At 71.7% G+C, this 24,971-nt stretch carries 34 protein-coding genes; 3 read left to right on the forward strand and 31 right to left on the reverse strand.

Annotation, left to right across the window (positions count from 1 at the left end; translation table 11 throughout):
* Window positions 1-85: 85 nt before the first annotated feature.
* The gene (locus AB0M67_RS35650; protein WP_365751742.1) at window positions 86-415 is read left to right on the forward strand and encodes a hypothetical protein; all 330 of its coding nucleotides are present in this window, start codon (window positions 86-88) and stop codon (window positions 413-415) included.
* A gap of 223 nt (window positions 416-638) precedes the next feature.
* Here the strand turns inward: AB0M67_RS35650 and AB0M67_RS35655 are convergent, their stop codons facing one another.
* The 31 genes from AB0M67_RS35655 to AB0M67_RS35805 form a co-directional block, all read right to left on the reverse strand.
* The gene (locus AB0M67_RS35655) at window positions 639-1,238 is read right to left on the reverse strand and encodes a hypothetical protein (protein WP_365751743.1); all 600 of its coding nucleotides are present in this window, start codon (window positions 1,236-1,238) and stop codon (window positions 639-641) included.
* A gap of 263 nt (window positions 1,239-1,501) precedes the next feature.
* Complete coding sequence (locus tag AB0M67_RS35660; RefSeq protein WP_365751744.1) at window positions 1,502-2,104, reverse strand: hypothetical protein; 603 nt, start codon at window positions 2,102-2,104, stop codon at window positions 1,502-1,504.
* Between the two features lie 97 nt (window positions 2,105-2,201).
* Window positions 2,202-2,786 carry a hypothetical protein gene (locus tag AB0M67_RS35665; RefSeq protein ID WP_365751745.1) on the reverse strand — a complete coding sequence of 195 codons (585 nt, stop codon included), beginning with the start codon at window positions 2,784-2,786 and terminating at the stop codon, window positions 2,202-2,204.
* 549 nt (window positions 2,787-3,335) lie between these two features.
* Entirely contained in the window at window positions 3,336-4,802 is a 1,467-nt protein-coding gene (locus AB0M67_RS35670; RefSeq protein WP_365751746.1) for a DUF2637 domain-containing protein, read from the reverse strand.
* 148 nt (window positions 4,803-4,950) lie between these two features.
* The gene (locus AB0M67_RS35675; RefSeq protein WP_365751747.1) at window positions 4,951-5,208 is read right to left on the reverse strand and encodes a hypothetical protein; all 258 of its coding nucleotides are present in this window, start codon (window positions 5,206-5,208) and stop codon (window positions 4,951-4,953) included.
* Window positions 5,205-5,504 carry a DUF6247 family protein gene (locus AB0M67_RS35680; protein ID WP_365751748.1) on the reverse strand — a complete coding sequence of 100 codons (300 nt, stop codon included), beginning with the start codon at window positions 5,502-5,504 and terminating at the stop codon, window positions 5,205-5,207. The genes AB0M67_RS35675 and AB0M67_RS35680 overlap by 4 nt, the downstream gene beginning before the upstream one ends.
* Window positions 5,501-5,842, reverse strand: a complete 342-nt coding sequence (locus AB0M67_RS35685; RefSeq protein WP_365751749.1) for a hypothetical protein — start codon at window positions 5,840-5,842, stop codon at window positions 5,501-5,503. Before AB0M67_RS35685 ends, AB0M67_RS35680 begins: the two co-directional genes overlap by 4 nt.
* A gap of 68 nt (window positions 5,843-5,910) precedes the next feature.
* The gene (locus AB0M67_RS35690) at window positions 5,911-6,492 is read right to left on the reverse strand and encodes a hypothetical protein (protein WP_365751751.1); all 582 of its coding nucleotides are present in this window, start codon (window positions 6,490-6,492) and stop codon (window positions 5,911-5,913) included.
* Between the two features lie 26 nt (window positions 6,493-6,518).
* Window positions 6,519-7,094, reverse strand: a complete 576-nt coding sequence (locus AB0M67_RS35695) for a hypothetical protein (RefSeq protein WP_365751752.1) — start codon at window positions 7,092-7,094, stop codon at window positions 6,519-6,521.
* A 105-nt stretch (window positions 7,095-7,199) separates the two neighbouring features.
* Complete coding sequence (locus AB0M67_RS35700; RefSeq protein WP_365751753.1) at window positions 7,200-7,985, reverse strand: NUDIX domain-containing protein; 786 nt, start codon at window positions 7,983-7,985, stop codon at window positions 7,200-7,202.
* Between the two features lie 113 nt (window positions 7,986-8,098).
* Window positions 8,099-8,287: a hypothetical protein gene (locus AB0M67_RS35705; RefSeq protein ID WP_365751754.1), complete on the reverse strand. Its 189-nt coding sequence runs from the start codon at window positions 8,285-8,287 to the stop codon at window positions 8,099-8,101.
* Window positions 8,288-8,309: 22 nt separating this feature from the next.
* Window positions 8,310-8,735, reverse strand: a complete 426-nt coding sequence (locus AB0M67_RS35710; protein ID WP_365751755.1) for a hypothetical protein — start codon at window positions 8,733-8,735, stop codon at window positions 8,310-8,312.
* Complete coding sequence (locus AB0M67_RS35715; protein ID WP_365751756.1) at window positions 8,732-9,610, reverse strand: AAA family ATPase; 879 nt, start codon at window positions 9,608-9,610, stop codon at window positions 8,732-8,734. The genes AB0M67_RS35710 and AB0M67_RS35715 overlap by 4 nt, the downstream gene beginning before the upstream one ends.
* A 107-nt stretch (window positions 9,611-9,717) precedes the next feature.
* Window positions 9,718-10,389 (reverse strand): histone-like nucleoid-structuring protein Lsr2, encoded by a 672-nt coding sequence (locus AB0M67_RS35720; RefSeq protein WP_365751757.1) that lies wholly within the window; start codon window positions 10,387-10,389, stop codon window positions 9,718-9,720.
* Window positions 10,386-11,012: a GGDEF domain-containing protein gene (locus AB0M67_RS35725; RefSeq protein WP_365751758.1), complete on the reverse strand. Its 627-nt coding sequence runs from the start codon at window positions 11,010-11,012 to the stop codon at window positions 10,386-10,388. The genes AB0M67_RS35720 and AB0M67_RS35725 overlap by 4 nt, the downstream gene beginning before the upstream one ends.
* Entirely contained in the window at window positions 11,009-11,311 is a 303-nt protein-coding gene (locus AB0M67_RS35730) for a WhiB family transcriptional regulator (protein ID WP_365751759.1), read from the reverse strand. The genes AB0M67_RS35725 and AB0M67_RS35730 overlap by 4 nt, the downstream gene beginning before the upstream one ends.
* Before the next feature lie 90 nt (window positions 11,312-11,401).
* Window positions 11,402-11,623 carry a hypothetical protein gene (locus AB0M67_RS35735; RefSeq protein WP_365751760.1) on the reverse strand — a complete coding sequence of 74 codons (222 nt, stop codon included), beginning with the start codon at window positions 11,621-11,623 and terminating at the stop codon, window positions 11,402-11,404.
* A gap of 95 nt (window positions 11,624-11,718) precedes the next feature.
* Complete coding sequence (locus AB0M67_RS35740; protein ID WP_365751762.1) at window positions 11,719-12,240, reverse strand: hypothetical protein; 522 nt, start codon at window positions 12,238-12,240, stop codon at window positions 11,719-11,721.
* Between the two features lie 4 nt (window positions 12,241-12,244).
* A complete protein-coding gene (locus AB0M67_RS35745) occupies window positions 12,245-12,889 on the reverse strand; it encodes a hypothetical protein (RefSeq protein ID WP_365751763.1) in 645 nt (214 codons plus the stop codon).
* 97 nt (window positions 12,890-12,986) lie between these two features.
* On the reverse strand, window positions 12,987-13,310 hold the full coding sequence (locus AB0M67_RS35750) for a hypothetical protein (RefSeq protein ID WP_365751764.1): 324 nt from the start codon (window positions 13,308-13,310) through the stop codon (window positions 12,987-12,989).
* Between the two features lie 31 nt (window positions 13,311-13,341).
* Window positions 13,342-13,992, reverse strand: coding sequence for a hypothetical protein (locus AB0M67_RS35755; RefSeq protein ID WP_365751765.1), 651 nt, complete (start codon window positions 13,990-13,992; stop codon window positions 13,342-13,344).
* Window positions 13,993-14,012: 20 nt separating this feature from the next.
* A complete protein-coding gene (locus AB0M67_RS35760; protein ID WP_365751766.1) occupies window positions 14,013-14,294 on the reverse strand; it encodes a hypothetical protein in 282 nt (93 codons plus the stop codon).
* Window positions 14,295-14,414: 120 nt separating this feature from the next.
* Complete coding sequence (locus AB0M67_RS35765) at window positions 14,415-14,966, reverse strand: hypothetical protein (protein WP_365751767.1); 552 nt, start codon at window positions 14,964-14,966, stop codon at window positions 14,415-14,417.
* A 125-nt stretch (window positions 14,967-15,091) separates the two neighbouring features.
* Window positions 15,092-15,481 (reverse strand): hypothetical protein, encoded by a 390-nt coding sequence (locus AB0M67_RS35770; RefSeq protein ID WP_365751768.1) that lies wholly within the window; start codon window positions 15,479-15,481, stop codon window positions 15,092-15,094.
* Window positions 15,482-15,601: 120 nt separating this feature from the next.
* Window positions 15,602-16,426 (reverse strand): hypothetical protein, encoded by an 825-nt coding sequence (locus AB0M67_RS35775; protein WP_365751769.1) that lies wholly within the window; start codon window positions 16,424-16,426, stop codon window positions 15,602-15,604.
* Between the two features lie 204 nt (window positions 16,427-16,630).
* The gene (locus tag AB0M67_RS35780) at window positions 16,631-19,006 is read right to left on the reverse strand and encodes a hypothetical protein (protein WP_365751770.1); all 2,376 of its coding nucleotides are present in this window, start codon (window positions 19,004-19,006) and stop codon (window positions 16,631-16,633) included.
* A 172-nt stretch (window positions 19,007-19,178) separates the two neighbouring features.
* A complete protein-coding gene (locus tag AB0M67_RS35785) occupies window positions 19,179-19,946 on the reverse strand; it encodes a hypothetical protein (protein WP_365751771.1) in 768 nt (255 codons plus the stop codon).
* A gap of 54 nt (window positions 19,947-20,000) precedes the next feature.
* Window positions 20,001-20,255, reverse strand: coding sequence for a hypothetical protein (locus AB0M67_RS35790; protein WP_365751772.1), 255 nt, complete (start codon window positions 20,253-20,255; stop codon window positions 20,001-20,003).
* A complete protein-coding gene (locus AB0M67_RS35795; protein WP_365751773.1) occupies window positions 20,189-21,007 on the reverse strand; it encodes a recombinase family protein in 819 nt (272 codons plus the stop codon). Before AB0M67_RS35795 ends, AB0M67_RS35790 begins: the two co-directional genes overlap by 67 nt.
* A 199-nt stretch (window positions 21,008-21,206) precedes the next feature.
* Window positions 21,207-21,863: a response regulator transcription factor gene (locus AB0M67_RS35800; protein ID WP_365751774.1), complete on the reverse strand. Its 657-nt coding sequence runs from the start codon at window positions 21,861-21,863 to the stop codon at window positions 21,207-21,209.
* The gene (locus AB0M67_RS35805; RefSeq protein WP_365751775.1) at window positions 21,860-23,032 is read right to left on the reverse strand and encodes a sensor histidine kinase; all 1,173 of its coding nucleotides are present in this window, start codon (window positions 23,030-23,032) and stop codon (window positions 21,860-21,862) included. The genes AB0M67_RS35800 and AB0M67_RS35805 overlap by 4 nt, the downstream gene beginning before the upstream one ends.
* A gap of 133 nt (window positions 23,033-23,165) precedes the next feature.
* Between AB0M67_RS35805 and AB0M67_RS35810 the strand changes: the two genes are divergently transcribed.
* Together AB0M67_RS35810 and AB0M67_RS35815 are read left to right on the forward strand one after the other, a co-directional pair.
* On the forward strand, window positions 23,166-24,086 hold the full coding sequence (locus AB0M67_RS35810; protein ID WP_365751776.1) for an ABC transporter ATP-binding protein: 921 nt from the start codon (window positions 23,166-23,168) through the stop codon (window positions 24,084-24,086).
* Window positions 24,083-24,943 carry an ABC transporter permease gene (locus AB0M67_RS35815; RefSeq protein ID WP_365751777.1) on the forward strand — a complete coding sequence of 287 codons (861 nt, stop codon included), beginning with the start codon at window positions 24,083-24,085 and terminating at the stop codon, window positions 24,941-24,943. Before AB0M67_RS35810 ends, AB0M67_RS35815 begins: the two co-directional genes overlap by 4 nt.
* The last annotated feature ends 28 nt before the right edge of the window (window positions 24,944-24,971 follow it).

Genomic DNA, 24,971 nt, shown 5'->3' on the forward strand with positions numbered 1-24,971 from the left:
CTGGCCCGTCAAGCGGGCTCATGCCCCCTACGGGCTGAGGCAGGTGTACGAGTACCGTTCCTACTCAACAAAGGAGGGGGCCTCAATGACCAACTACATCGGGAGATGGTTCGCGCGCCGCAGGGCCGGCCGCGTCGCCGTCGCCGCACTGCTCGCCAATGAGCTGGAACAGGGCGACCTGCGGGAAAGGATCATGAGGTACCTGGCCGACCACGGGGCCGATCCGGTGATCCGCGAGGCAGTGGACCGAGAACTCCTACGCTTCCGCCGCACCGCCGACCGGGGCATGAAGTTGGCTCAGCTCAGCGATCTGGTCGATCTTGAGAAGCACGGTACGCCGCCGTTCTTCGCGCCCATCGAGATGGCGGACAAGCGCGCCCAGCGCCTCCTTCCGAGTGGCCAGGATGCCGAATGACGGAGCCATCCGGATGGCACGAGACCGCTCCGCTCACTTCTGCTGGGACCGAATCGGACGTCGAGCGTCCCGGCTGAACTGAACGGGCCCTGACCAGAGGCTGCCTGACCCATCACCTCTGCTGGGAACGGACAGCCGGTTTTCTGACCTTCTCCCGAGACGCACCGGCGGCCAGCGTCCGCCCGGTCGGGACGGTGCTGGCCGGGCGCTCCGCCGTCGGTGGTCAGCCCTGCCTGCGGGCCTCGGTGACGGCGCGCTTCCAGGTGCTCAGCCCCCCGCCGTACTGCTCGGCAAGGGCGGCGGCGGTCTCCCCGGCCTTCCGGCCGGGCTCGGCGGCCAGGGCCTCGACCGCCAGGGCGACCTTGGGGTCCGCCCCCTCCGCCGGCGTACGGCCGGCCACTCCGGCCCGGGGCCCGGAGTCGGCGTACTCCCACAGCTGGCGCCGGGTGCGGTACTCGCGCACACGGCCGCTCTCCAGCCTCTCCTCGCGCGCGGGGCCGGGCCATCCCGGCGGCGGGTTGTCGCGATAGTGGCTGATCGCGCTGGCGTTGATCCCGAGCACCTTGGCCTGGCCCGCCGGGGGCAGTTCCTCGTCGGCGTTGCCGCTGTAGTCGACGCCGTTGCCCTGTCGTCGGTACTCGGTGAACCAGCGCTCCCAGACCTCCAGGTCCCAGAACAGGGCGCGGTCGATCCGGCGGGCGGGCGGGTGGCCGTTGCTCTCGCGCTCCGCCCACAGTGCGCGGAGGGTGGCGTCACCCTTGTACCCGGCGCGGGCGGACAGTTCGGCCCGGGTGGCGTACGGCCGTCCGTCGATGGTCTTCATCAGTGCTGCTCCTTGGTGGTGTGCGGGACGCGTCTACCATGTTGACGCGCTCGGTTGTGGTGGCCTCGTCGTTGAGGGCCCTTCGGCAGCCGGGCCGTTGCGGCCGACGGGATTCCCACGCATTTTGCGCCCCGTCGGCCGCCTTGCGTCTCCGGCCGGCGCCCCGCCGGCTCGTCGGTCGTGAGGCGACGCCCCCACGGCCTGTGGCCAGCCGGGCCCGGGGTGATCCGGGTCCGGCTGGCCGTACGAGCGGCGGGGCGGAGCTACTGGCCGTAGGCGGCGATCAGTTCGCGGACCTTGGCGTCACCGACGCAACCGGCGGGCGCTCCGAACTCCTTGGACGCCGAGTGCCGGTGGGTGCTGGGCAGCTCGCCGTTGCGGCCGCGCTGGTGCGACCAGTAGCGCGGACCCTGCCAGCCGCACAGCTCGCACTCCTGCCACCACGGGTTGTCGCTGCCGGGGAAGCCGGTGTACGGCTTCCAGCGGTGCAGCACGAGCGCGGCCATGACCTTCTCCGCGGCCTCGACGTTGCGGGGGCTCTGCGGCATCCGCGGGTGCAGCAGCGGGACCGGGCCGTCCAGCACGGGCACGGCGGCTGTGACATCGGCCAGGGTCATGGACGTGATGCGACCGGCTGCGTACTCGGTGGCCACCTGTCCGGCCGCCGCCAGTGCGGCTGCCTTGGGGACGCCGCGGCGGCCCTTCTCGGGGCGACCGAGGTTGTTCTCGCCGTCGCTGGTGAGGGTGAGCCAGTCCCGGTGCCAGCGGAAGACGGCTCCGATCACGGTGTCGGCACCGATCAGGACGGGGTAGCGCTGTTCCCAGTCGGGTTCGCCGAGTCGGTAGGCCAGGGTCGTGGTGGTCATGTCGTGCCCTTCGTTGAGGTTGATCGGTGTTCGGCGGCCGGGCCGGTGGCGCGAGCGGGATTCCCGCCCCGCTCGCGCCACCGGCGGCGACCGGGTGTCAGCGACAGGTCGGGGTGCCGTGGACCATGCAGCCGTGCTGCATGTGGTTCATGAACTCCAGGTGCTCCTCGCACATGCGGGGCGTCCACGGGAACAGCGGGGAGACGGGGAAGTAGGTGCAGCGCTCGGGGTGCGCCTGGGCGGCCCGGGCGGCGTCGCAGTCGTCGTACAGCTCGCCGTCGCTGCCGCCGTCCGCGATGCGGATCGCGACCCATCCGCGGCCGCCGTACTCCAGGTGACTGTCGATCACCTCGCCCATGCGGGCCACGGCACCGGCGACGGCGAACTCACGACGGGCGAGGGATGCGGCGTGCGCGTAGCTGGCGGCGGTGTAGGTCAGCAGGCTCAGGTACCCCCCGGCGTCCCGGCAGTCCCCTTCCAGCTCGTCCCACTGGAGCTGGCTGACCACGGGGTGGTCGACCTGGCGCTCGACGTAGACCACGCGGCGCTGGGGAAGCCGGTCTTCGCGGCTGCGCTCGGCCCAGCTGGTGTGCGCGTCGCGGTCGTCGACGATGACGAGGTATCGGGCGGGGTGCTTGTCGAGATCCGTGCGACAGGCGGGGGTGTGGCCGGTGATGGTCATGTGCGTGCCTTTTCGTTGAGGTTGATCGGCGCGGACCCGGGGGTCCTGGTGTCGATTGGGGATTCCCGCCCCTTTCGACACTGCTAATTCAATCAAGTTTTGGGCTCAGAGTCAAGCCAAAACAGCAGCTCAGACGGCATTTTTCGGCGTCCCGCCCGGCGTCCGCACACCGCACGACGGGCCGGTCGGGGGATTCCCTCCGCGGCGGGGCAGGCCCTGCCGACCACGGGCCGTGTCGGGGGGCAAGCCCGGGATCAGCCGCGAAGCGGCCCGGGCTTGCGGCCCGGCGCGGGCCGTGGTCCCCTCCGGGTGCCCCGCCGCGGAGGGAATCCCCCGGCCACCACCACCCGCCACCACCCACCGGCCGCAAGATCAAAAACGGCGCCCCCACCCCTCTGTGGAGGGTCGGGGGGTGTGGGGGGCGGAGCCCCCTGCGTCACCACCGACGGCGGACACCGGGCCGGAATGCCGCGCCCCCACCCTGTTGTGCCAACACAACGGGATGGGGGCGCGAGAGGATGCGTTGTTGGGTCGACACAACGGCGGCGGTCAGTCGTCGTGGTCCTCGCGCCACTCCCTCATCGCCTTGGACAGCGTGGCCGGGGCGACACCGACCAGGGAGGCGAACCTCGCCTGGGAGGGTGCCGGTTCCTCGGCCTCCTTGGCCCGGAGGAAGTCCTCCGCGAGGCGCCGGCGCCCGGCACGGTCCTCGCTGTACGGGCCGCCGGGCTGTTCGCGGCTCTCCCCCACCGTGGTGTCGGCGGCGCCTTCGCGGTACCCGTTCGCGCCGTTCACGGTCGGCCCGGGTGCGTACGCGGAGGTGTTCGCGGCGAGCGCCCCGGCGTTCGCGCCCACCAGTTCGCGGTCGGCTCCGGCTACGGCCCCGTCCGGGTGGTACGGGGCAGGGACGGCGCTCCTGACGACCGCCCTCGGTGGCGCGGCCGCAGGGACCACCGAGCGTTCGCGGTGCGAATCGCGCAGGTCAGAGCCCACATGAGGGGCTGACTCGACGGGCGCGACCGGCAGGCGTTCGCTCGCCGGTTCCCAGGCCGTTCGCGCTGTCTCCATGTCGATGAGGGGACCGTTTGCGGCGGCCGGGTTCATCGACATGTCGTTCGCGGGCACCGCCCCCTCCTCGTACGCGTCACCGTTCGCACCGTTCGCGGAACGGCCGCCGGGGGCGAGTTGTTCACGGTCGCCCTTCGCGCCGTTCGCGGTGAGCGCGGGGGTGGCGTTCGCGGTCGGCAGCTCGACGTTCGCGATCAGGTGCGCGGGGATCGACAGGCCCCGGCGCGCGTCACGCATGGCGCGCAGTTCGAACGCCCGGGCCTCCTTCTTCCACTTCCTGCCGTACCTCTCGCGCAGTTCGTCGCGCAGGGTCAGCCGGTCCCGCTCCAGATCCAGCGCGGCGGAGCGGGTGTAGACCTCCCACAACCGCATGCGCCGCCACACCCCGAAGGTGGAGAAGGGGGCGAGGAACCAGCGGGCGAGACCGAGCGGCTCGTACTCGTGGCCGTCGGCGATGCGGGCCCGGCGGGCGATGGCCCGGCGCAGGGCCTCGGTGATGACGACGACCAGCCCGGGCATCGTGGCGTGCGCGGCGGCCTCGACGTAGTCCATCCACCCGGCGTTGCCGTTCGCCGGCCACCCGCTGGACGCGTTGAAGACGATGGTGGCGACGGTCAGCACCCACGCAAACCACCGCAGGATCGGGGCCGGGGTGCGGATCGCGCACAGGAACAGGTCGGCGGCGATCAGGCCGATGATCCCGACGTCGATGCCGACGGGGAAGACGTAGGCGAACCAGCCCCATCCCCAGTCCAGCGCGAGTTGGCGCACCGAGCGGTACGAGCCGGTGAAGCCGATGACCGCGAGGACGGTGGCCGCGGTGGCGACGACGGCGGCCGCGGCGAGCAGACCGCCGCGGATCGGGACCAGGGCGTCGCCGTCGGCTGCGGCGCGGCTGGCGGGTATCGGCGGTCGTCGCTCGGCGCCGGGCACCGCGTGCGTGGTCACGGCGGGCACTCTCCTCGTTCTCGCGGTCGGGGGCGATCAGCACGGTACGCCGAAGTGGGTGACCGGTGATGCCGCTGATGCCGCCGGGCACGAAGAAACCCCCGCCGGCGGACCGGCGGGGGCTCCTCGCGCGGGAGGTGACGGGCGCTCACCCGGCCCAGACGATGTCCAGCACGTACAGGTACTGGCGGGGCTGGTTCACGAGGTACACGACGGTGAGCGGGCCGATCGAGGCCCGGCGCAGATCGGGTCCTTCGGGGTCTGTCGGGTCCCACTGGGGCCAGCCCCACGGCTGGCGGGAGGCGATGTCGAGCACGTCGCGCACCATCTCCTGCACCTCCGGCGGGAGTCCGGCGAGTACGGCCGACGCGTTCGGGGACAGCCGGGCGGGCCAGGCCGGGGTCACCCGCGGGACCCGATGACGTCCTCCAGGGGGACGCCGTCGGAGGTGTCCGCTCCGCCCGCGAGGAATGCGGCGACCGCCGGGGCGGTGTCCAGGCGGCCGCTCCACTCCCGGATCGTCTCGTGCAGCGGGGTCAGGTCGAACGTCTGCCGGGCCGTCTCCAGGGCGTGGCCCCAGTCCCGCTCGAAGGCGGGCAGCCAGTGCGCGGCGCGCGCGTGCCGGCTGATGCGCTCGCGCAGCTGCGCGGCGGCCGCGGGGGACGGGGGCGGTGCGGACTGATGGACGGGCTGAGCGGTCATCGCGGTCCTTCCGGTGTCTGAGTTCGAGTGTGGCGGGCGGCGGCGAGGGAGTCGAGAACGGCGGCGCAGGCCTGGGCGAACAGGGTGGTGAACGGCTCCCCCTCGCCCTCGGCCTGCTGGCACTCCCACAGGGCCGCGGCCGCGAGGTCGGCCAGCTCGTCGGCGGCCGCCGCGTCCAGGTGCAGCGTGCCGCCGGGGCCGGTGCCGCAGCGGGGCGAGGCCTTCGTCAGCCAGGCGGGCAGCGCCTCGCCGTGGCAGACGGCGAGAGCGGCGTGCAGAACGCCGGGCGCCGCCACGGCGACGGTCGCCGGGCGGCGGGTGGTGATGGTCTCGCTCATGTGCTTTCCTCCCTGGCGGGCACCGGGGCCGATGTCCGCGGCCCCGGTGCCCGCCTCGGTCGGGTCGGCTACGACGCCCCGAGCAGGTCGGCGACCTGCGGGCCGACGTACTCGTTGATGAGTCGGGCGGCGATCTCCACGGCCTGCTGCGCGTCGTCCACCAGCTGCTCGGCGCGGTCGGAGGGGACGAACAGGGTCCAGTCCTTGGCGGGCACAAGCATCGTGGCGGACGCCAGGACGGTCGTGCGCTTGATGTACGCGGGCGCCCACAGCTGGGCGTACGTCCCCTCGTTGAGGCTGTACCTGGCATCCCAGTCGCCCACCTCGTAGCCGGGGCGGCGCTCGCGGGCGAGCGCCCGGTGGGGCAGCGGCACCGTGACCTTCACGATCGGGTCGCCGTCCTCGTCGCGGTCGAACGTGATCGACAGGTCGGGCCGGATGTCGATGTAGCCGGGCGACATCACCGGCGGTGTGGCGATCCGCCACGCCCACGCGGTGAACTCGGCGCGGTCGGTGCGGTCCTCCTCGTCCAGCTCCGCCGTACGGGCGCTGACGTACGAGCCGAACCGGCTGCCGCTGCGGCTGTCGGCGTTGCGGCGGTCGTGGTCGTGGTCGACGCGGACGAGAGTGGTCGGGTTCCAGTCGGACATGGTGGTGCTCTCCTTGTGGGCGGGGGTCAGTTGCGGAAGGGGTTGCCGAGTTCACCGCGGGCGACGGCCCGAACGAGGGCGGCGACCTCGGCGGCGCCGGCGGTGGTGGCGGGGGCGACGATGGAGACGACCGAAGCGCCGTCGGCGTTCATGCTGATGTCCCAGCCGCCGTTGCTGTAGATCCCGACGATGAGGTTGGCGTCTCCGTGGTAGCCGCCGCGCGGGGTCTCGGGACGCCGCTCGACGATCGTCATGTGCTTCCGTGTCCCGGGCAGGACGGTCAGGCCGATCTCGGCAGAGGCCAGGGCCTCTAGCAGGTCCCGGCTCAAAGCGGTGACCTGGTCGCCGGTGCGCTCGGGGCCGGGGGTGCGGGTGTAGCGGCTGGCGATGACCTCCAGCGCGCCGCTGGCCAGACTCACCGTCCAGTCCCACGCCTTGGGCGGGACACCGTGCCGCTCACCGACGGCCCACAGGTCACTCAGCAGGGCGGCGGCCTCGTCGAGCACGCTCGGCGCGTACAGCGCCCGCAAGCCGGTGGCGGCCTTCTCCACGGCGGCGTGCGCCACGGCGCTCGGGTCGGTGTCGGTGTCGATGATACTCATGCACTTCCCTTCGTGGTGGAGCCCGGGGCCGTCGGCCCCGGGCTCAATGCTGTCGTGCCGTACGGACAGTGCGGCGCGGTATCGGGCATCTCCGTCCGTGCGGGGCTACTTGGCGAGGTGATCGAGCGCGCGCTGCAGCAGAGGGCGGTGCGCGGCGTACAGGGTGCGTCCGGCCTCGCTGACCGCGGCTTCGAGCTGGGCGAGCGAGCCGAAGGGGTACCACGTGGCGTCCAGGGCGTCGTCGGCGCCGACGGCGGTCACCGTGGTGGGCAGCAGGTAGAGCGCGCTGGTGGAGGCGACCCACGCCCTATCCGTGTTGCGCCAGTCGTCTACGAGGTCCCGGCCAAGGATGACCGGCTGGTGGTCGGAGAGGTCGACGCCCGTCTCCTCGCGAAGTTCGCGACTCAGGGTCGTCGGAGCGGTCTCGCCCGGGTCGCACATGCCGCCCGGGATGGCCTCCTGCTCGATGTCGTCCCTGGTGATCAGCAGGACCCGGCGCTGTTCGCCGCTGCCCGCGACCACGATCGGGTCCGCGGCGGCGCTCTCGCCCCACTTCCCGAGATTCCGGCCGGTGCGGCCGGTGCGGCCCTGCGGGTTCAGGGGCAAGCCCCGCCCGTCGAGCTGGAATGGTACGAGCGCGACGGCCTGGCGCTGCTCCCAGTCGCGCACCAGGTCCGGGGTGGCGCACCCATCGGCCACCCAGTCGGGCACGTGCCGGGCCAGGGTCTCCGCCCGCAGCTCGGGCGGCGTGATGTCCACCGGTGCGTACGCCGGCCAGCTCGCCGACCAGCAGCGCCGGTCTTCGGGCACGGTCACGCCGGGGTGGTCGACCGGGGCGTAGCCGTCCGGGTCGAGGGCCACGACATCGGTCGTGGAGCGGGTCTCATTCATGGTTTCTCCTGGTCGGGCTCATGTGTGCGGTGCCGGACGGGACTTCCGCCCCGTCCGACACCGCTAATTCAATCAACTTATGCGGAGCGGTGCAAGTGCCCGGCGGTCCGCACTCAGGCCTTCTGCAACTCGCTGCCGTGGCAGAGGACCGGGCCGATCAGCAGGCCGATCCGGTTGACGGTCCACCGGCCGCCGGTGAGCGGCCCGGGGGCCACCTCGTCGACGATCCGCCCGGTCTTGCCGACGGCCCGGGGGTCGTCCGCGCAGGCGACGATCCGCACCTTGTCTCCAGCCTCGAACATGTCGCGTCCTTTCGTGAGCGGGTCAGGCGCCGGAGTGACCGGCAGCGATCCAGGCGGCGTACTCCTGGCGGACGTACGGGCGCTGGCTGGGGTCGAACTCGATCGAGCGGGGCCCGTGCGGCCCGGCGGTCAGCTCCGGGTGCCGGTGGTCGAACTGCGCGAGGTCGAACGCGGCCCGGACGGCGGCGCCCCTGGCCCCGGTCCCGGGGTCGTCGACGGCCATGCGGTCCATGAGGGCGGCCCGGCGCAGAAGGAAGACGCGCTCGGCGGCCGCGGCGTCGGGCGCGGGCGGCCCGGTGACCATCCCGTCGCGACGGCCGTCGCGGACGGCGCCCAGCTCCATCACCTCGTGCATCTCGCGGCGCAGGTCCGGGGCGTCGGCGTAGGCCTCGGCCGGGGTCGGGGCGTCGAACCCGTCGCCGGTGTCGGGGTTCACCGCGGTACTCACACCGCCTCCCGGACGGTGGCGCCGGCGGTGCAGCGCTCGCACCGCACGACGTCCTCGGGGAAGTCGTCGTCGTAGACGGCGAGCAGGTCCATCGGGCCGCGCACCGGCACCCAGGCCGGGCCGGAGCAGCCACCCAGGCACGGCACCTGCGCCTCGAATCCCCAGTCCATCGGGTCGGGGAACCAGGTGCGGTACGCGAGGGTGATCTCGTCGCCGCCGACCGCGAGGGCGCCGACCGGGTCGTGGTTGGGACGCAGCTGCGTCCAGTGGAAGGTCTCCGCGAGGTCCTCGCCGAAGAACCGGCGGGCCAGCACCCGGCGGGCGTGCTCGGTGTGGTCGCCCTCGACCTGGTGGTCGGCGTGGACGCGGTCGACGGCGCGCTGGAGCAGTAACCGCATCCGCATCAGCCGGGTGTCGGTGACGACGTGATCGAACCCTTCGGAGTGCAGGCCGGGGCGGGCGAGGCTGATCTGCTGGTGCTGGCGGCGTACTTCCTCGTCGGGGACGCGCCGGTTGTCCGGGCGGCGGGAGTTGCGGTCCAGGCACTGCGGAAGCGGCGTGGTCAACACCACGGCGGCGGCGGGGAGCTGGTGGGCGTGGGCGATCTCGATCGCCCGCCTCCTGACCTCGATGCCGGTATGGGTCGCGTCCACCACACACGTCAGCCCGCGGGCGAGACGGCGTTCCAGGACAGCTGTCAGGACGAACACCGCGTCGGCGGTGGCCTCCTGGTCGCCCGCCTCACCGGAGACGACCCACCGGTAGGAGTCGAGTCCCAGCCGGTAGTCGGCGGGCCAGGTGCGGGCGAGGGTGGACTTGCCGGAGCCGCTCGCGCCGATCATCACGATCACGGACGGTTTGGGGATCGGGTTCATGTCGGGGTCTCTCCTCGGTCGGGTTCGGAGGGCCCCGGGGGCGGCCGGTGAGTCCTGGCCGGGATGGCGGCCGCGCCCCGGGGATCGTGCGGTACGTGCGGGGCAGGTCAGCTGACGGCGGCCAGCCGCGGGGCGTTCTCGCGCTGGCGCCAGGCGTCCAGGACCTTCTTCGGGATACGGGTCCGCTCCGGCACCTCGTGGCCATTCGCGCGGGCCCACGCCCGTACGGCGCTGGGCTCGTAGTCCCGCTCCGGCCGCTTGCGCTTGGCGCCGGCGGGCTCGGGCTGGAGCGTGCTCTTGCGGGCGCGCAGCGTGGCGAGGCGTTCCTCCAGCTGGTTCTCCTCGCTGGCGATCTTCTCCAGCTCGGCGTCGACGGTGCGGCGCACGCTCAGTCCGGCGAGGACGGCGGCGGCCTGCTCGCCGTCGGTGCGGACCTTGGCGTCGGCGTGGGCGGCGGCCCACGCGAGGAGGGCGGCGACCTCGGGCATGGTCTCGGTGATCGGTTCGGGGGCCGGGGCCGCGACGGGCCGTCCGGTGTCCTGCTCGGTGGTGGTGATGATGGCGGTGACCTCTTCCTTGGGGACGTTCAGCTCGGCGGAGATCTGGTCGGGGGTGTAGCCGTCCCGGCTCATGGACCGGACTACCGCGTCGTAGGCGTTCACCTGGGTGTTCTCCTTGCTGCGGGGATGGATTCGACGGGGAGGAAGCTGAGGGGCGGGCGGCCGGACGACGTCGGGGTGCACCTCGTCCAGCAGGCGCCGGAGGGCGGCGATGGTCATGCCGCGAGGCGCAGGCGCTGCGGGAGGCCGCGCAGGACGGCGAACGCCGGGGCCAGCAGCAGGCGGCGGCCGCGCCGGGTGCGGCCCTTGACCCGGTACATCGCCTGGTCGGCGGCTTTGAGCGCGGCCGTCAGGGTCGGCTCGGGGAGCGCGGCGAGCCGGGCGGCTCCGATGGAGGCGCCGACGGTCAGCGTCACGCCCTGGTGCTCGACGGGCTGGTGCAGCAGTTCGGCGAGGTCGGCGAGCCGGTCGTCCAGGCGGGCGTCGTCCTCGACGACGGCCACGAACTCGTCTCCCCCGAGCCTCCCGGCCGTGCCGTGGGCGCCGCACCATGCGGTCAGCCGCTCGCCCGCCGCCGCCAGGACGGCGTCGCCGGCCGCGTGGCCGTGCACGTCGTTGACGGTCTTGAAGCCGTCCAGGTCTGCAAGGAGGACCGCGGCCCGGGGGCGGCGGCGGATGGTCCGCCCGGCCCGGCGGCTCCATCCGTCGCGGGTCCACAGCCCGGTCAGCGGGTCGTGACGGGAGCGGTCCAGGCGCCGGTGGAGCCGGTGGGCGTGCACCGCCCACCCGGCCACCAGGGCGAGGACGACGAGGCCCTGAACGATGTACGCCGGGTTCGTCATGCCGCACGCCTCATCGAGTTGCGGCGCACGGCGTTGCGCTCGGTGCGGCTCATGCCGCCCCAGATGCCCTCACTGGCCAGGTGCGGGTTAGCCAGGGCCCACGACCGGCAGTCGGCCAGGACGGGGCACGTGTGGCAGAACGCCTTGGGGGGACCGGCGTTCACGCCCTGCTCGGGGAACCAGAAATCGGGGTCCTGGCGGCACGGCTCGTCTCCGGTCATCTCCGGGAAGGGAACCGACGAGTCGGCCAGCGGGATCACGATGACCGGAGTCGGCTTTCCGTCTGTCTTCTGGGTCATGATGGGCAGTGCCCTTTCCTCTTCTGGGGGTTCGGGTGGCCCGGGGCGGGCGCATTGCTTGGTCGTGGTGTCGCCCGCCCCGGGGCGGATCTACATCAGGGCGTCGTGCCAGACGACCTTTATGGCGTCGACGTCGGCGACCGCACCGCTGCGGTGCCGGACCGCGGTGTCGGTGGCGACGTCCTCGCGAACCTTCTCGACCACGTCACCGCGGGCGGGGAAGCGTGACGCCGGATACGTGAACACCTGGACCCCGGTTCGGGGCTGCTCGCCCGGGGTGCGGGTCGGGATCTCAACCGCCCAGTGCGCCATAGGGTCCACCTCCTTCTTGACTCTCTGCGGAGACCGGGGCTGTCCCGGCTCCCCTTGCCGCCCCGCTCCCCCAGGCCGGGCGACGCGGGCAGCCGTCAGCGCAGGGTCTTGGCCAGTCGGGCGACGTCGCAGCCGCACGCCCCGCCGTGGGTCATGGCGTGCAGCTCCTCGACGGTCCAGCCGCTGGTCCGCTCAGGGCGGCCCTCGTAGGAGTAGGCCTGGCCGACGCCAGCGGGGGCCTCGACACCGTGCGGGTAGGTGCTGAACCGCCATCCGGTGATGTGGATCTCACGGCCGCGGGTGGCGACGGTGCCGATCTGCTCGACCCTGAGCTTCGCGGCGGTGCGCTGCCGCTCCGCCGTACGCCGTTCGACGTGTCCGGCGAGCTGCCGGTCGCGGCGCTCCAGGTCCCGCTGGTGGGCGGCGTCGATGTCGGCACGCTGCTGTTCGGCAATCCGGGGGCCCTGGCACTGCTGGGTGGTGTGGCCGGTCACCTGGTGGCCGGAGACGCGGGTGCACCAGCTGCACGCCGGGGGCATCCGGAGCGTGCGCACGGCCGCCTGTAGAAGGCTCAGCAGTACCGCGCCCAGGACGATCCACAACAGGGTGGCGAACACGGTGTCAGCCTTCCTCGGTGCGCGTCGGGGCCGTGGCGCCGGCGGGCACCCGACCGGTGACGGAGTCCAGGACCTCCCACACCCGGGCCCCGGCGGCGGCGCCGTACTCCGGGGCGACGAGGGTGACCCGTACGGAGCGGAAGATGTCGTCCAGGGCGCCGGAGCCGATGCCCGGCCAGATCGTGCGCCGCAGGTTCGCGTCGTCGATGTAGCCGCCGAAGCCCGTGTACGGGCGGCCGTCGCGAAGGGTGACGACGATGCCCCGCTCGCCGGTGTCCAGCGTGTCGGCGACCTCGTAGTCCAGGCCCGCCTTCTCGGCGGCGTTGACCAGGGCGCGCAACAGGTCGTAGTCGCGGACGAAGCCCTCGACGGCGGCCTTCTGCTGCCAGATCAGGCCGTCGAACCCGGTCTGCGGGTCTTCGCCGGGCTGCGAGCCGATGGTGACGTACCCGGCCCGGCAGGCGGCCGCGAGGGTCGGGATCAGTTCGCTGGTCTCCTCGTCCGGCCCCCAGTTCGGCTGGTAGCCGGGCCAGCTGGCGACGATGCCCTCCAGCCAGAGGGCCATAAGCCCTCCGAGCTGACCGACGTTCTGCGTCGCCTTCCAGCGGTTCCGGTCACGGCGGTTCATCCAGGGCAGTCGGATCTTCACGGGGTTCTCCAGACGATGGAACGAACGGGTGGGATGCGCGGTGGTGCTGGCCAGATCTCCAGGGCCCACGTGCGGGACGTGGACCCCGGGCTACCGGTCAGCTGAGGTGCTCGCCCTCCCGACGGAAGCGGAAGAGGTCGGCCGGGGTGTAGACCGTGATGGCGGTGGCCTTCGCCGGCCGGAGGGCGGCGGCCTTGTCGCGCCGTGCGGTCGGGGCTGTGCCCCGCTCAGGGAGGCGGGCCCCTCGGGTGACCCGGGCGGCATCCAGGTAGCTGGCGGCCTCGGTCACGTCCAGTTCGTAGTTGTGGCGGCCGAAGACCAGGGCCACGAGGTCGGCGGGGGTGGCAGCGCTTTCGCCACCGGCTCCGACCAGGTTGAGGGCGGCCTTCATGACGCGCTTGTGGTACTGGCGGTTCAACATCACGTCGATTCCTCTCTTCAGTAGCTACAGGTCAGGCGGTGCGGCGCTCGCCGTCGACGTCGTCCTTGACGACGTGCAGCGGCGGGAGCTGGCCGGTGGCGCGGAGCATGGCGATCGGGTCGAGCGGACCGTCGGCGAGGGCGGCGCGGTGCGCGCGGGCCTCCTCGATGGCGGAGGCGGCCGCGGTCTGCTCGCGGGCGACCTCGATCTGCGCGTTCGCCTCGATCTTGGCGATGGTGATGTCCGCGGTGCGGTCGACCTGGAGCGCGGACATCTCGTTGGCGTGTGCGGTGGCCACGCGGCGGTCGTCGCGGCGGGAGCGGCCGATCAGGACGCTGGAGGCGATGACGGCGACGATCCAGATGATCAGGGCGGGGGCGATCGGGTCGGCGTAGACGCCGACCGACAGGGCGCCGAAGGTCAGCGCCATGGAGGAGAACACCGCGCTGGCCGTCTCCTCGTCGTTCTTGATGGCGAAGTAGCCGGAGGCGGCCCCGAAGGCCAGCATCAGCCCGGCGGCGCCGACGCTGTGCTCGGCACCCTGGGCGTTCCAGACCCGGGCCAGGGCGAGCAGCGTGCCGGCGGCCACGGTGGTGCCCGCGTAGGCGCGGTGCTCGCTCAGGAACTCGGCGGGACTCTTCGGGGCGGGCATCTGGCCGGGGGCCGGGGGCTGAGTGGACATCGGGGCTCCTCGCGGGCGGTTCAGTCGGTGGAGTCGGGGGCGGGGGTCGCGGCCCGGGCCTTGGCCTGGGCGCGGTGCTCGATCAGCTGGCGGCGGACGTACTCGCGCTTGTAGCCGATGGCCTCGCACGCCTCGGTCTGCTTGACCTCGCCGCTGTCGATCGCGGCGGCGACGTCGGCCCAGAAGTCGAACTCCGCGTCGGCCTTGCGCTGGTCGCGGGTGGTCTTCGCGGCCGCCAGGCGCTGCTGGGCCTGCTGTACGCGCTGGGCTTCGGTGGTCTTGTCGGTGTCGGGCTTGGGCATGTCGGGGGCTCCTTCGGGATGGGGGAGGATGGGTTCTCCTCCTGCTCCTGTCTGGAGCGGGTTCGGGGCCCGGGGCGGCCGACTGACCTTGGCCGGGATGGCGGCCGCCCCGGGGCGAAGTCACTCGCTGAGGTCGCGGTGTCCCATCGACTCGGCGGCGGCGCGGATCAGGGCGGCGGTGTCGCTGAGCGCGGCCGCCTCCTCCATCTCGCCGTCCTGGGCGTAGGCGTTGCGCAGCTGCACGGTCAGCCCGTGCAGTGCGGGCAGGGCGTTGCTGGCCTGGAGCGCGAGCCGGATGTCGTCGTAGTTCGCGCCGTTGGCCAGGTCCTCGACGGTGCCCTGGAAGGCCGTGGTGGCGTCCCACAGGTCGTCGCCGTCACGGCTGTCGGGGTCGATGCGGTCGGCGGCGTCGTACGCGAAGCCCTCGACCATCCGGGCGGCGCCCCACACGGCCAGGACCAGCAGGACCGCCACGCCCTCGGTGACGTTCAGGACCGGGGCGAACTCGACGATGTCGTTGACGATCCAGGCCACGACGCCGGCGCCGACCACGCCGATGGCGAGGGTCCCGATGTGGTCGCCCACCAGGTGCAGGACGCGGGCGGTGTGGCGCCGGGCCCGCAGGGCGCGGCCGCGGCTGTCGGTGGAGTTGAGGTGCTGGATCGCGGTCATGAGCGGGGGTTCCTTCCCGTTGGTGCGAGGCCCCTGAGCGGGTCTCGCACTCTTAGAATGCCTACTTTTTGTGGGCCTGTCTAGCGTGTGCCCACTATTTGTAGGCTTCTTTTTGTTTCCGCTGGTCAGGCGGCGTTGGCTACCGGGATGGCGGGGGCCGGGATCGTGGCGTGGGCGGCGGCCGCGAGGCGGGCGACGAGTTCGTGCGCGAACTCACCGGCCTCGACCAGGGCATCGGCGAGGTCGGCGTCACCGAGCGCCACGGCGGTGGTGGTCAGCGCGTCCAGGTAGACGGCCATGTCGTAGGCGTCGCCGCGCAGGTCGATCAGGCCGGGCTGGTAGGCGGCCGGGCTACTGAGGTTGGCGGCGTCGGCCAGGTGCTCCGGCGCGCGCTCGTCGGTCAGCCGCTCGATCTGCTGGTCGAGCACCGCGACGAGCTGCTCGGTGGTCTCGTGCGCCCAGGTCTTGCCGGTGAGACGGGCGGCGAGGGCGGTGAGCTTGACGGGGACGTTCACGGGGTGACTCCTTCGTCGGGTCGGGTCCGGCCGGGGTGACCGGGCGTTCCCGCCGGTCCCGGACTCTGTGAGTCCCGGAGTTCGGGAGTCACAGAGTCCGGGCCAGCGGCAGCGCCGGGGCTACTTGGTGGTGCTGGTGGCGGGGCGGCGCTCGTCCTTGCCCTTGCGGGCGCGCTCCGCGCGACGCTCGGCGGCCGCCAGGGCGGCGGCGGCCGGTCCGTCGCACTCGGTGCAGGGGACGGAGATCCCGGGGGCGGTGATGTGGCCGCTGTCCTCGCAGACCAGGCACTTCGGGCCCTTCTCGGGGGCCTGGACGCCGTACGCCTTGCGATAGGCCGCCGCCGGCGGCGTCTTCGGCTCGGGCGCGGTCCGCTCCTTGCGCCGCCTGGGCTGCTCGACCGGCTGAACGCCACCGGCCTGCCACGCCCACGCGGTGCGCAGTACGGCGGCGACCGGGCGCATGGCCTGCTTCTTCATCTCGCGCTTGGCCTGGCGGACGGGCTTGCGGACGGTCGCCTTCGCCTGCTTCTTCCACTCACGGGCGAGCAGCTTTCCGCCCATCTTCGCCGCGTCGATGATGTCCTTCACCTCCATCGGCGGCGGGGGCTCCTCGCCGAACCCGGCTTCGATCAGCCACAGCCAGTCGATGTCCTGCCGACCCTCCCGGAAGCGGCAGTACGCCATCCACTGCGAGACGTCGACGCGGGGCTCGACCCAGATGTGCCCGACCGGGCAGGCGGCCTCCAGCACGACGTCCGTGCCGACCTTGTAGGCCAGCCGCAGGCCGGTGTCCACCTCGCACACCGGGCAGGCGACCACGGTCGGAATCCACACCCGACGCCACGTGTGCTCGGGGTCCTCGACGACGTAGCGGAAACGGCGCTCGAAGGACAGGTAGAAGTCGCCACCGTCGGGGTTGAAGGACTGCCACGGGCTGATCGGCATCGGATCTCCTCGGGGGAACATTTGTGATCTTCCGGACGTAACAGCAGGGGAACTAGGGGAAACGTGCAGGTCAGGGGCCTGGAACAGGTCCGGAACGAGGTCCCGGGAGAGGAAACATGTTCCGGCCCGGGGCGGGGGTTCCGGCCCTGTTCCGGGCCGGTTCCCCCTCGCTGACCTGCATGTTTCCGGGTGTTCCGGAGCGGGTCAGCTCTCGCCGACGAGTCCCTTGAGGTCGCGCAGGCGGTAGCCCTTGATCGTCTTCTCGGCACCCTTGGGCCGGTACGACTCCTTGGCCCACTTCGCGCCCCGCGGGGCGAGGACCTTGTCGAGCACCAGGGCCAGGACGGCGCCCTTGGTCATGTGCGTGCCGCCGTCGGTGACGAACTTCTCCAGGTCCCACGTGTCCGGCTGGACGCCGTGCAGGGCGTCGAACAGCTCGTCATCCGTCAGGCCGCTCGGGTCACCGAGGGACCGGTAGATCGAGCGGATCACCTGGAGGAGAACCGGCAGCGTCTCCTCCTGGTCCTCGTCGTCGTCCTCGTCCCACGGGTCGCCGCCGCCGGGGTTCGGCAGCGTGACGCCGGGAGCGAAGGCGTTCGACGCCTTGTCCAGCTCGCACATCCCGGCCGCGGCCCGCTCGGTGGCCCGGCGGTCGGCCTCGTCGTCGCTGGTGATGCAGGCCCGGTACGGGATCGGCTCGCAGTAGTCGCCGCCTGCCATCACGTACGCCACGGAGGCGTCGTTGATGGCGTCACCCATCGCGGGTAGCAGCCGGTCCGGCCTCCAGCCCTGGGCCATCGCGCCGCCGGCGGCGATCTGCACGATGTCGTCCTTGTCGCAGGCGCACATGACCTGGACCGGAAGTTCGGACAGCCACGTGTTTGTGCCCACCCGGTCCTTGGTGACGCCCTGTGAGGCGATTTCCAAGCTCACGTCGGACTTGAGCGAGGTGAGGTTGATCTGCTTGACCAGTTCATCCAGCCGGAGCGGCTTCTCCTCACCCTCCTCGGGCTCGGCAAAGGTCTCGCTCTTGGCCGCCACCACCAGAGCCGGGAATTCATCGATAACGACGGTAATTCCGGGGCGCTCCGGGCTGGCCTCCCAATTCATTCCCATTCCGAGCCGGTTGAACAGCTTCGGCCGCCCCATTCCGACCGCCAGGGCCCATTCGAGAACGATGCGGGCCTCCTTCGGCGTCCGGGCAAGCGCGGACATGCACTTGCGGTACGGACCGAACCCCGATCCGTACGATCCCAGGTCGATGCCGACGATGATCCGGTCACTGGTCGCGGTGAGCGCGTCCAGGCGGGCCCGCAGCATCGTCGACTTCCCCGAGCGGGGCTTGCCGATGTATGCGGCGTTAGTCCGCTTGCCCGGAAGGGCCAGGGGACGGCCGGACATGTCGGCACCGAACTGGGCCTTGTGCAATTCGTGAGTGGTGACCGACTTCGGCGCCCGGTACGGAAGTTCCGGAACGGCTTTCCACGGGTCATCTCCCGGAATACGCAGCACGCATTCATTACGGGCCTTGGCGGACTGCTGCAACAGCGCCGAATTCGTGCGCACACCCGGCAGGCACGCCTCCAACAGAGCAAGGTTGTCGGACAGCTTCTCCGGTGTCTGGTTCTTCAACACAACCTGGATCTCGAAGCCCCAGTTGCGCGGGAAGATCTGCAAGGAGTGGACGGCGATGCCGATCTCCTTGGTCAGCGCCTCGTGCAGCATCGCCTCGAAGGCCCGCGGCGTCATGCCCATCTCGAACCGGTCCGGGAGCCCGGACTCGGCGCGCTCCAGCTCCTCCAGCTGCTCCGGCGTCATGTCGGGGCGACGGCCGACACGGGCCAGCACCGCGAGGTTGACGATGACCCCGGCACCGAACCCGATCAGGCCGTCCATGAACACGAACCCGGCGACGTCGATCCCGGCCATCGGCAGGTACGCGGCGGCCGCCCGCTGGAAGAACTTGCCGCGGGCCGTGGAGAGCGCCGCGGTCGCCTGGACCAGGGCCATCGACGACTCCTGCTGCGCGACGTCGGCCGCCTTCTTCTTCGCGTCCCGCTGGAGCAGTGCGAACTGGGCCCGGCGAGCCGACCGCGCCGCCTCCAGCGCGAGCATCTCGGCACGCTGCTTGGCGGCGTCGGCGTTCTGGCCCTCGACCCCGCGGACCCAGCGCTGCACGCGCACCCCGCCGCGGATCGTGGTGGGGACGATGCCGCGCGGCGTCCACTGCCGCGCCGCCCACCGGCGGACCCGGCGCCGGGCCTGGCGCTGGACGTATGCGCGCCGGGCCGTACGGCCCTCCGGGGTCCGCAGCGTCGGGTGAATCCACGGCGCGTCACCCTCCGCGTCCTCCCCCAGCTCCCACTCGTCCTTCGTGAACACGGTCCCCTCGACCGGCGCGTGCACGGGCGCGGCCGCGGGCTTGGTCATGTCGACGCGGGCCGCCGCCGGCGCAGCGGGCTCGGGAACCGTGGTGGTGTCGGAGGCCTCGGGCTCGGCGTCGACGAAGGGCAGTCGGATCACCTTCGCCATCGCCTCGTCGCGGCCGGTCTTCGCTGTCCGCTCGTCGGTCTCGGTCATGCTGGTCTCGCCTCCTCATCTGGGGTGGTGGCGAGACGGGGGCGGCCATCGTCTTGGTCGGTGAGGGACCGGCCCCGTCTCGCACACTCTTCGGTTGTTCAGAACCCGGTACTCCGGGAGTCCGTGAGCCCGGGAGTCACAGACTTACAGACTCCGGTATTTGGCGCGCGTGTCAGCTGGTCGCGGCCAGGTGAAGGACCGCGTCGCCCTTGTGCTCGCGCTCGGCTTCCTTGATCCGCGCGCGGCACCAGGTCTCCCCGCGCAGCACCCGCAACCGCTGCTCGGGCACCTCCTTCTCGAAGTACCGCTGCACGTCCTTCCAGCCGGTCTGCTGGTCCGCGCTCAGCCGCGCGAGGACCCACTCGCGGGCCGCCTTCTTCTCCGCCTCGGCCTGCTCCGGGGTGGCCGCGCGGGCGACCTCCGCAGCCAGCGTGCGGGCCGCGCGGGACTGCTTCGAGCCGTCCCCGTCAGCACCCTTCTGACGACCCTGCGCGGAGGGGGGGTTGTTGGGCTTGACCTGCTCGTTCGCAGTGCGCGTGCGGGCCGCGCGCGGGCCCTGAGCGGCCTCCTCAGCGGAGACCTCGGCGCCCTTTTTGATCTTCGCGGCGGAAGCCTTCGTTCGGTCCGCGCGCAGAGCGTTCGCGGGGTCCGCGAGGATCTTCCCGATGGCGGCGGGGTCGATCATCCACCCCGCGCCGGCGGGCACCTCGCGCACCGGCTCGGCGGGCGCGTCGAACAGTGCGAGCGACGCCGTGGACCTCAGCTCGTCGTGCTTCTCGACGAGACCGGCGACCTTCCCCGAGCGCTTGCCGAACCGCTTGAGGATGCCCTTCGTCACGCCCGGCTCGGCACCGTGCACCTGCCGCCAGGCCCGGTCCCACGCGTCCGCCTCCGACAGGGGCGGGATCGTCGCCGTACGCAGCCATGCGGCCCGGCGCACGACGCGGCCCTGTCCTCCCGAAGCTACGGCGAAGTGACAAGTAGCTCTCTGTAATCAGAGTGACGCTCGGTCAGAGGTAGCGGGGCGAGGTCCGGGGACTTCGCCGACCTGGAGGGCGGTGAAGTCGGCGTGGGCCTGTTCGACGGCTTCGGGGTACGCCTCGCGCTTGGCGTGCTCGGCCAGCGCCCGATAGATGCTCGCCACCGAGGGGTTCTGGCCCTTGCGTTTGCCGGTGGGGATGATCAGGTCGGGCTGGATCTGCTCGACGGACTCGCCGCCCGCGCGGCGCCGGAGCGCGGTGTGGAGCATGTCGTCGGTGATGACCGGGGGCCGGCCGCCGTGCTTGCCTTGCGTGCCGCGGTGTCGAGCCCTTCCAGGGTCGACTCGCGGATGTTCTCCCGCTCGGTCTCCGCCATCGCCGCGAAGAATGCGAACAGCAGCTTCCCCGGGCCGGTGGGGTCGTAGATGCCGGGCAGGGGCCCGGCGAGCATCTCCAGGACCAGGCCGTGGGCGGTGAGGTGGTCGGCGAGGGCGGTGAGTTCGGCGGCGTCGCGGCCGAACCGCTTCATCTCGTACACGGTGAAGATGACACGGCAGTGCGGGGCGTGCGCCTTGACCTCCCGCGCCGTCCTCAGCGCCTCCTCGAACTGCGGGCGGACCTGCACCCGGGTGCTGATCTTCTCGCTGAAGATCTTGTCCCTCGGGATGCCGTGCTTGCTGAGCGCGTCGAGCTGGGAGTCGAGTTCCTGCCCGAGGGTCGAGCAGCGCGCGTAGCCGATGCGGATGTCCGCGCTCGGCAGGTCCGGGTCGATCGGCGCCGGCGGCGGGGTGCCCGGCCGCCACGGCCGTCCCGGTCCGCGGTCGGCCGGGGTGGGCACCCGCAGCGCCTTCTTCAGCCGGGGCACCTTCGTGAAGCGGCGGGTGTGGTAGGCGGAGGCAACGGCGCCGCCGCGTGAGCGGCACGGCGAGCCGGGCTGAGCGTCACACTTCGGACAGGCGTGCTGTTCGACGTCGTCCGCGTCCGACCGGTCGGCCGGGGAAGGCTGCTGAGGGTCCGTCATGAGCCCGGATTTTCGCACAATGCAAGTCTCAGAAGGGGGCCCGTCCCGCTTTTGAGTGAGAACGGGTTCTGCGAACGAATCCGGGTTCGGCGGAGGTCTGACGGCCCGTTTCTGATCTTGCTCGGGCAAAGGACCGTTTATGAGAGTTCGGGCCACGTCGCTTCGGCCGGCGAGCTTCGGCAACTGAGGTGCTTGGTGTTCACCGAGGTGGTGTTACCAGGCCGATCTCGTAGGCGGTGATGACAAGTTGGACTCGGTCGCGGGCTTCGAGTTTGGTGAGTAGCCGCGCTACGTGTGCTTTTGCGGTGGCCACGCTGATGTAGAGGTGGGCGGCGATCTCGCTGTTGGACATGCCGCGTCCGACGAGGGTCAGTACCTCGCGTTCCCGCTGGGTGATGTTCCCGACTGGTCGTGGATGCGGGGCCGGTTCGGGGCGGGCGGCGAACTCTGCGATCAGGCGGCGCGTGACGCTCGGGGCGATCAGGGCGTCTCCGGCGGCGACCACGCGGATCGCCCCGAGGATGTCGTCCAGTGCCATGTCCTTGACGAGGAATCCGCTCGCACCCGCTCGGAGAGCGCCGTAGATGTACTCGTCATCGTCGAACGTGGTGAGGATAAGGACGCGCGTCGCTCCAGCGGCTGCCGTGATCAGCCCGGTGGCCTCGATGCCGTCCATGCCTGGCATGCGGATGTCCATTACTGCCACGTCGGGCTCGGTGTCCCGGACCAGCTCGACCGCTTCGGCGCCGGTTCCGGCCTCTCCCACGACGTCGATGTCGGGGGCGTCGGCCATCAGGACGCGCAGGCCGTTGCGGACCAGTGGCTGGTCGTCGGCGAGCACGACGCGGACCGTCATGAGATGTGCACTCCTTCGGAGAGTGGGAGCCGGGCTGCCACGCGAAAGCCGCCCTCGGGGCGAGGCCCGGCGGTGAACTGGCCGCGTAGCAGGTTGACGCGTTCCCTCATTCCGGTGATGCCGTATCCGGTGCCGGAGGTGGGGCCGCCGCGGCCGTCGTCGGCGACCTCTATGGTCAGTTCACCGTCTTGGTAGCCGATGGTGACGCGGCAGTCGGGGGTATCCGCGTGGCGTACGACGTTGGTGAGGGCTTCCTGGACGATCCGGAAGGCGGCCAGGTCGATATCGAGGGGCAAGGACCGTCGTTCTCCGTGCCATCGGACGTCGACGTGGATGCCCGCGTCCTTCGCCGAGGCGGTCAGCCGGTCCAGGTCGGCCAGCCCCGGGGCAGGCTCGCGCGGCGCGGTCTCCGCCCCGGGACCCGGTTCGGTGCGGCGCAGTGCACCCAGGGTGCGCCGCAGCCCGGCGAGGGTTTCCCTGCTGGTGTCTTCGATGGTGGCCAGCGCGTTGCGGGCTTCGTCCGGCTGTGTGTCGATGACCCGGCGGCCCACGCCTGCCTGGATGGCGATGACGCCGATGCTGTGCGCGATCATGTCGTGCAGCTCACGGGCGATCCGGAGCCGTTCTGCGGCGACGGCCTGGGCGGCGTTCTGTGAGCGCAGTGCCGAGGCGTGCTCGCGGCGTTCGCGAACCGAATGGCCGGTTACCCAGGCGGCGGCGAGCGCGAGGACGAGGACCACGACGGTGCGGGTGAAGCCGTCCGTCCCGGTCCTGAGGCGTGCGGCGAAGGCGATCTGTATGCAGAGCGTCGTGACGGCTGCGGTGACCGCGATGCGGCGAGGCCGGGTGGCCACGATGTATCCGGCGGCGAGGTCGTTCGCCAGAACCAGCAGATACACGACCTGCCAGAACGGGGTTGTCGTCGCCGTGACGTACGTACCCAGGAGCATCAGCGCCAGGGCCGGCAGTGCGCGGCGGCGCAGCAGTCCGAGAGGCAGGACCGTGACCGCGGCCGCCGAAACGGAGGGCAAGCCGGGGGAGTCGAAAGGCGTGCCGCGTGCTGCGAAGAACAGTGCGAAGGGGTAGGTGATCGCCCCGCACCAGGCCAGAGCCGCCCGCGCGGCCGGCCGCAGGTGCCAGGACAGCAGAGGACGCGGCTTGGCGGACATGGGGCGATCGTAATCGCCTGACCAGGGGCGGAACATTGGCCCGTGGGCGTACGCCCACGGGATACAAGCCCTCCCGCGAGTGCAGCCGACGGGCCGATGCCGGACGGGCACTCTCCCCGGCACCGTTGGCCGGGTGATCGAAGTCAACGAACTGACCAAGCGATACGGCAAGGCCACTGCCGTCAACGGCCTGACTTTCACCGTGCGCCCCGGGCACGTCACCGGGTTCCTCGGTCCCAATGGTGCCGGCAAGAGCACCACGCTGCGGATGCTCCTCGGCCTGACCGAACCCACCAGCGGCACCGCCACCATCGACGGTCACCTGTTCCGGGACCACCCGCGCGGCCTGCGCCACGTCGGTGCCCTGCTCGACGCCCATGACGTCCATGGCGGTCGCAGCGCAGTGGCCTATCTGTCCGCCCTGGCTCGCAGCAACGGTATCCCGCGGCGCCGGGTGGACGAGGTCCTTGAGGAGGTAGGACTGGCTCCTGCGGCCCGGCGCCGCATCGGCGGGTTCTCCCTGGGCATGAAGCAGCGGCTCGGCATCGCCACGGCTCTGCTCGGCGACCCTCCGGTGCTGCTGTTCGACGAGCCGGTCAACGGCCTGGACCCGGAGGGCGTGCGGTGGGTGCGCGGCCTGTTCAGGCGGCTGGCCGCCGAGGGGCGCACCGTGTTCGTCTCCAGCCACCTGATGAGCGAGATGCAGAACACCGCCGAGCACCTGATCGTCATCGGCCGGGGCGAGCTGATCGCCGACGAGAGCGTGACGGAGTTCGCGGCCCGCGGCACCCGCCAGAGCGTGACCGTGCGGACGCCCGACCCCACCGAGCTGGCAGCTGTGCTCGAAGCCGAGGGCGCTTCGGCGCAGCCGGACGGCTCAGGCGCAGAGGAGTGGCTCACCGTGACCGGCCTGAGCGCGGCCCGCATCGGGGAACTCGCCTCCCACCACCGCATCGTGCTCCTTGAGCTGGCCACCCGCACCTCCTCACTGGAGGAGGCATTCATGGAACTCACCGCCGACAGCGTCGAATACCTCGCAGGAGAATCCCGATGACCTCGACCACCACACAGCAGACGGCCGTCTCGACCGCCGTACGCGCCGCCGAGCCCGGCGCCCGCTTCCGGGACCTCCTTGCCGCCGAGTGGATCAAACTCTGGTCGCTGCGGTCTATTTCCTGGGCGTTCGGGGTCAGCGCGCTGGTCATCATCGCCATCAACATCAGCGCGGCCGTCGCGGACTACAACAACTGGCCGACCTACAACGAAGGGATCCGGGCCCTCTTCGTTCCGATCTGGGCCATGCGGGACGCCTTCACCATCGGCGCCTGCATGGTCCTGATACTCGCCACCGGCAGCATCGGCGCCCTCACGGTCGTCGGCGAGTACAGCACCGGACAGATCCGCACGACTTTCGCGGCAGTACCGGCCCGCCGATCGGTCGTAGCGGCCAAGATGACCGTCGTGACGGCAGTCATGCTCGTCTACGGCACCGTCGTCGCCGGAACATCGTTCGGCGTGACACAGGCCATCCTGTCCGGTCGGGGCATCGGCCTGTCCCTCGGCTACCCAGGCGCGCTCCGCGCCGTCGCGGCGTCCGCTCTGCTCGCTCCGGTATGTGCGCTCGTCGGGATGGGCCTCGGCGCCCTCATCCGGCACACCGCAACCACCCTCGTGACGTTCACCGGCATTCTTCTGCTGCTGCCGTTCCTCCTCAACGACCGCCACCGCTGGTCGTCCGCCATCCTTCACGCGCTGCCCCGCAGTGCGTGGGAACGACTGGTGCAGATGGGCGACCCCTTCGGATCGGCCCCCTACCCGGCGACCATCAGCGGGTCGTGGATCGTGTACGCGGCTTGGCCTCTCGCCGCAGCAGTCGTCGCTGTGGTCGCCGTCCGCCGGCACGATCTGTGAGCCCGCAGGGCCTGGCTGCCAAAGATGT

Source organism: Streptomyces sp. NPDC051662, from assembly GCF_040681655.1.
GTDB lineage: Bacteria > Actinomycetota > Actinomycetes > Streptomycetales > Streptomycetaceae > Streptomyces.

What these genes read in the sequence shown, in the direction of transcription:
- AB0M67_RS35650 (WP_365751742.1), top strand. Translation starts at nt 86, where the DNA reads ATGACCAACTACATCGGGAGATGGTTCGCGCGCCGCAGGGCCGGCCGC.
- AB0M67_RS35655 (WP_365751743.1), bottom strand. Translation starts at nt 1,238, where the DNA reads ATGAAGACCATCGACGGACGGCCGTACGCCACCCGGGCCGAACTGTCC.
- AB0M67_RS35660 (WP_365751744.1), bottom strand. Translation starts at nt 2,104, where the DNA reads ATGACCACCACGACCCTGGCCTACCGACTCGGCGAACCCGACTGGGAA.
- AB0M67_RS35665 (WP_365751745.1), bottom strand. Translation starts at nt 2,786, where the DNA reads ATGACCATCACCGGCCACACCCCCGCCTGTCGCACGGATCTCGACAAG.
- AB0M67_RS35680 (WP_365751748.1), bottom strand. Translation starts at nt 5,504, where the DNA reads ATGACCGCTCAGCCCGTCCATCAGTCCGCACCGCCCCCGTCCCCCGCG.
- AB0M67_RS35685 (WP_365751749.1), bottom strand. Translation starts at nt 5,842, where the DNA reads ATGAGCGAGACCATCACCACCCGCCGCCCGGCGACCGTCGCCGTGGCG.
- AB0M67_RS35690 (WP_365751751.1), bottom strand. Translation starts at nt 6,492, where the DNA reads ATGTCCGACTGGAACCCGACCACTCTCGTCCGCGTCGACCACGACCAC.
- AB0M67_RS35695 (WP_365751752.1), bottom strand. Translation starts at nt 7,094, where the DNA reads ATGAGTATCATCGACACCGACACCGACCCGAGCGCCGTGGCGCACGCC.
- AB0M67_RS35700 (WP_365751753.1), bottom strand. Translation starts at nt 7,985, where the DNA reads ATGAATGAGACCCGCTCCACGACCGATGTCGTGGCCCTCGACCCGGAC.
- AB0M67_RS35705 (WP_365751754.1), bottom strand. Translation starts at nt 8,287, where the DNA reads ATGTTCGAGGCTGGAGACAAGGTGCGGATCGTCGCCTGCGCGGACGAC.
- AB0M67_RS35715 (WP_365751756.1), bottom strand. Translation starts at nt 9,610, where the DNA reads ATGAACCCGATCCCCAAACCGTCCGTGATCGTGATGATCGGCGCGAGC.
- AB0M67_RS35720 (WP_365751757.1), bottom strand. Translation starts at nt 10,389, where the DNA reads ATGACCATCGCCGCCCTCCGGCGCCTGCTGGACGAGGTGCACCCCGAC.
- AB0M67_RS35725 (WP_365751758.1), bottom strand. Translation starts at nt 11,012, where the DNA reads ATGACGAACCCGGCGTACATCGTTCAGGGCCTCGTCGTCCTCGCCCTG.
- AB0M67_RS35730 (WP_365751759.1), bottom strand. Translation starts at nt 11,311, where the DNA reads ATGACCCAGAAGACAGACGGAAAGCCGACTCCGGTCATCGTGATCCCG.
- AB0M67_RS35735 (WP_365751760.1), bottom strand. Translation starts at nt 11,623, where the DNA reads ATGGCGCACTGGGCGGTTGAGATCCCGACCCGCACCCCGGGCGAGCAG.
- AB0M67_RS35750 (WP_365751764.1), bottom strand. Translation starts at nt 13,310, where the DNA reads ATGTTGAACCGCCAGTACCACAAGCGCGTCATGAAGGCCGCCCTCAAC.
- AB0M67_RS35755 (WP_365751765.1), bottom strand. Translation starts at nt 13,992, where the DNA reads ATGTCCACTCAGCCCCCGGCCCCCGGCCAGATGCCCGCCCCGAAGAGT.
- AB0M67_RS35760 (WP_365751766.1), bottom strand. Translation starts at nt 14,294, where the DNA reads ATGCCCAAGCCCGACACCGACAAGACCACCGAAGCCCAGCGCGTACAG.
- AB0M67_RS35765 (WP_365751767.1), bottom strand. Translation starts at nt 14,966, where the DNA reads ATGACCGCGATCCAGCACCTCAACTCCACCGACAGCCGCGGCCGCGCC.
- AB0M67_RS35775 (WP_365751769.1), bottom strand. Translation starts at nt 16,426, where the DNA reads ATGCCGATCAGCCCGTGGCAGTCCTTCAACCCCGACGGTGGCGACTTC.
- AB0M67_RS35780 (WP_365751770.1), bottom strand. Translation starts at nt 19,006, where the DNA reads ATGACCGAGACCGACGAGCGGACAGCGAAGACCGGCCGCGACGAGGCG.
- AB0M67_RS35790 (WP_365751772.1), bottom strand. Translation starts at nt 20,255, where the DNA reads ATGCTCCACACCGCGCTCCGGCGCCGCGCGGGCGGCGAGTCCGTCGAG.
- AB0M67_RS35795 (WP_365751773.1), bottom strand. Translation starts at nt 21,007, where the DNA reads ATGACGGACCCTCAGCAGCCTTCCCCGGCCGACCGGTCGGACGCGGAC.
- AB0M67_RS35800 (WP_365751774.1), bottom strand. Translation starts at nt 21,863, where the DNA reads ATGACGGTCCGCGTCGTGCTCGCCGACGACCAGCCACTGGTCCGCAAC.
- AB0M67_RS35805 (WP_365751775.1), bottom strand. Translation starts at nt 23,032, where the DNA reads ATGTCCGCCAAGCCGCGTCCTCTGCTGTCCTGGCACCTGCGGCCGGCC.
- AB0M67_RS35815 (WP_365751777.1), top strand. Translation starts at nt 24,083, where the DNA reads ATGACCTCGACCACCACACAGCAGACGGCCGTCTCGACCGCCGTACGC.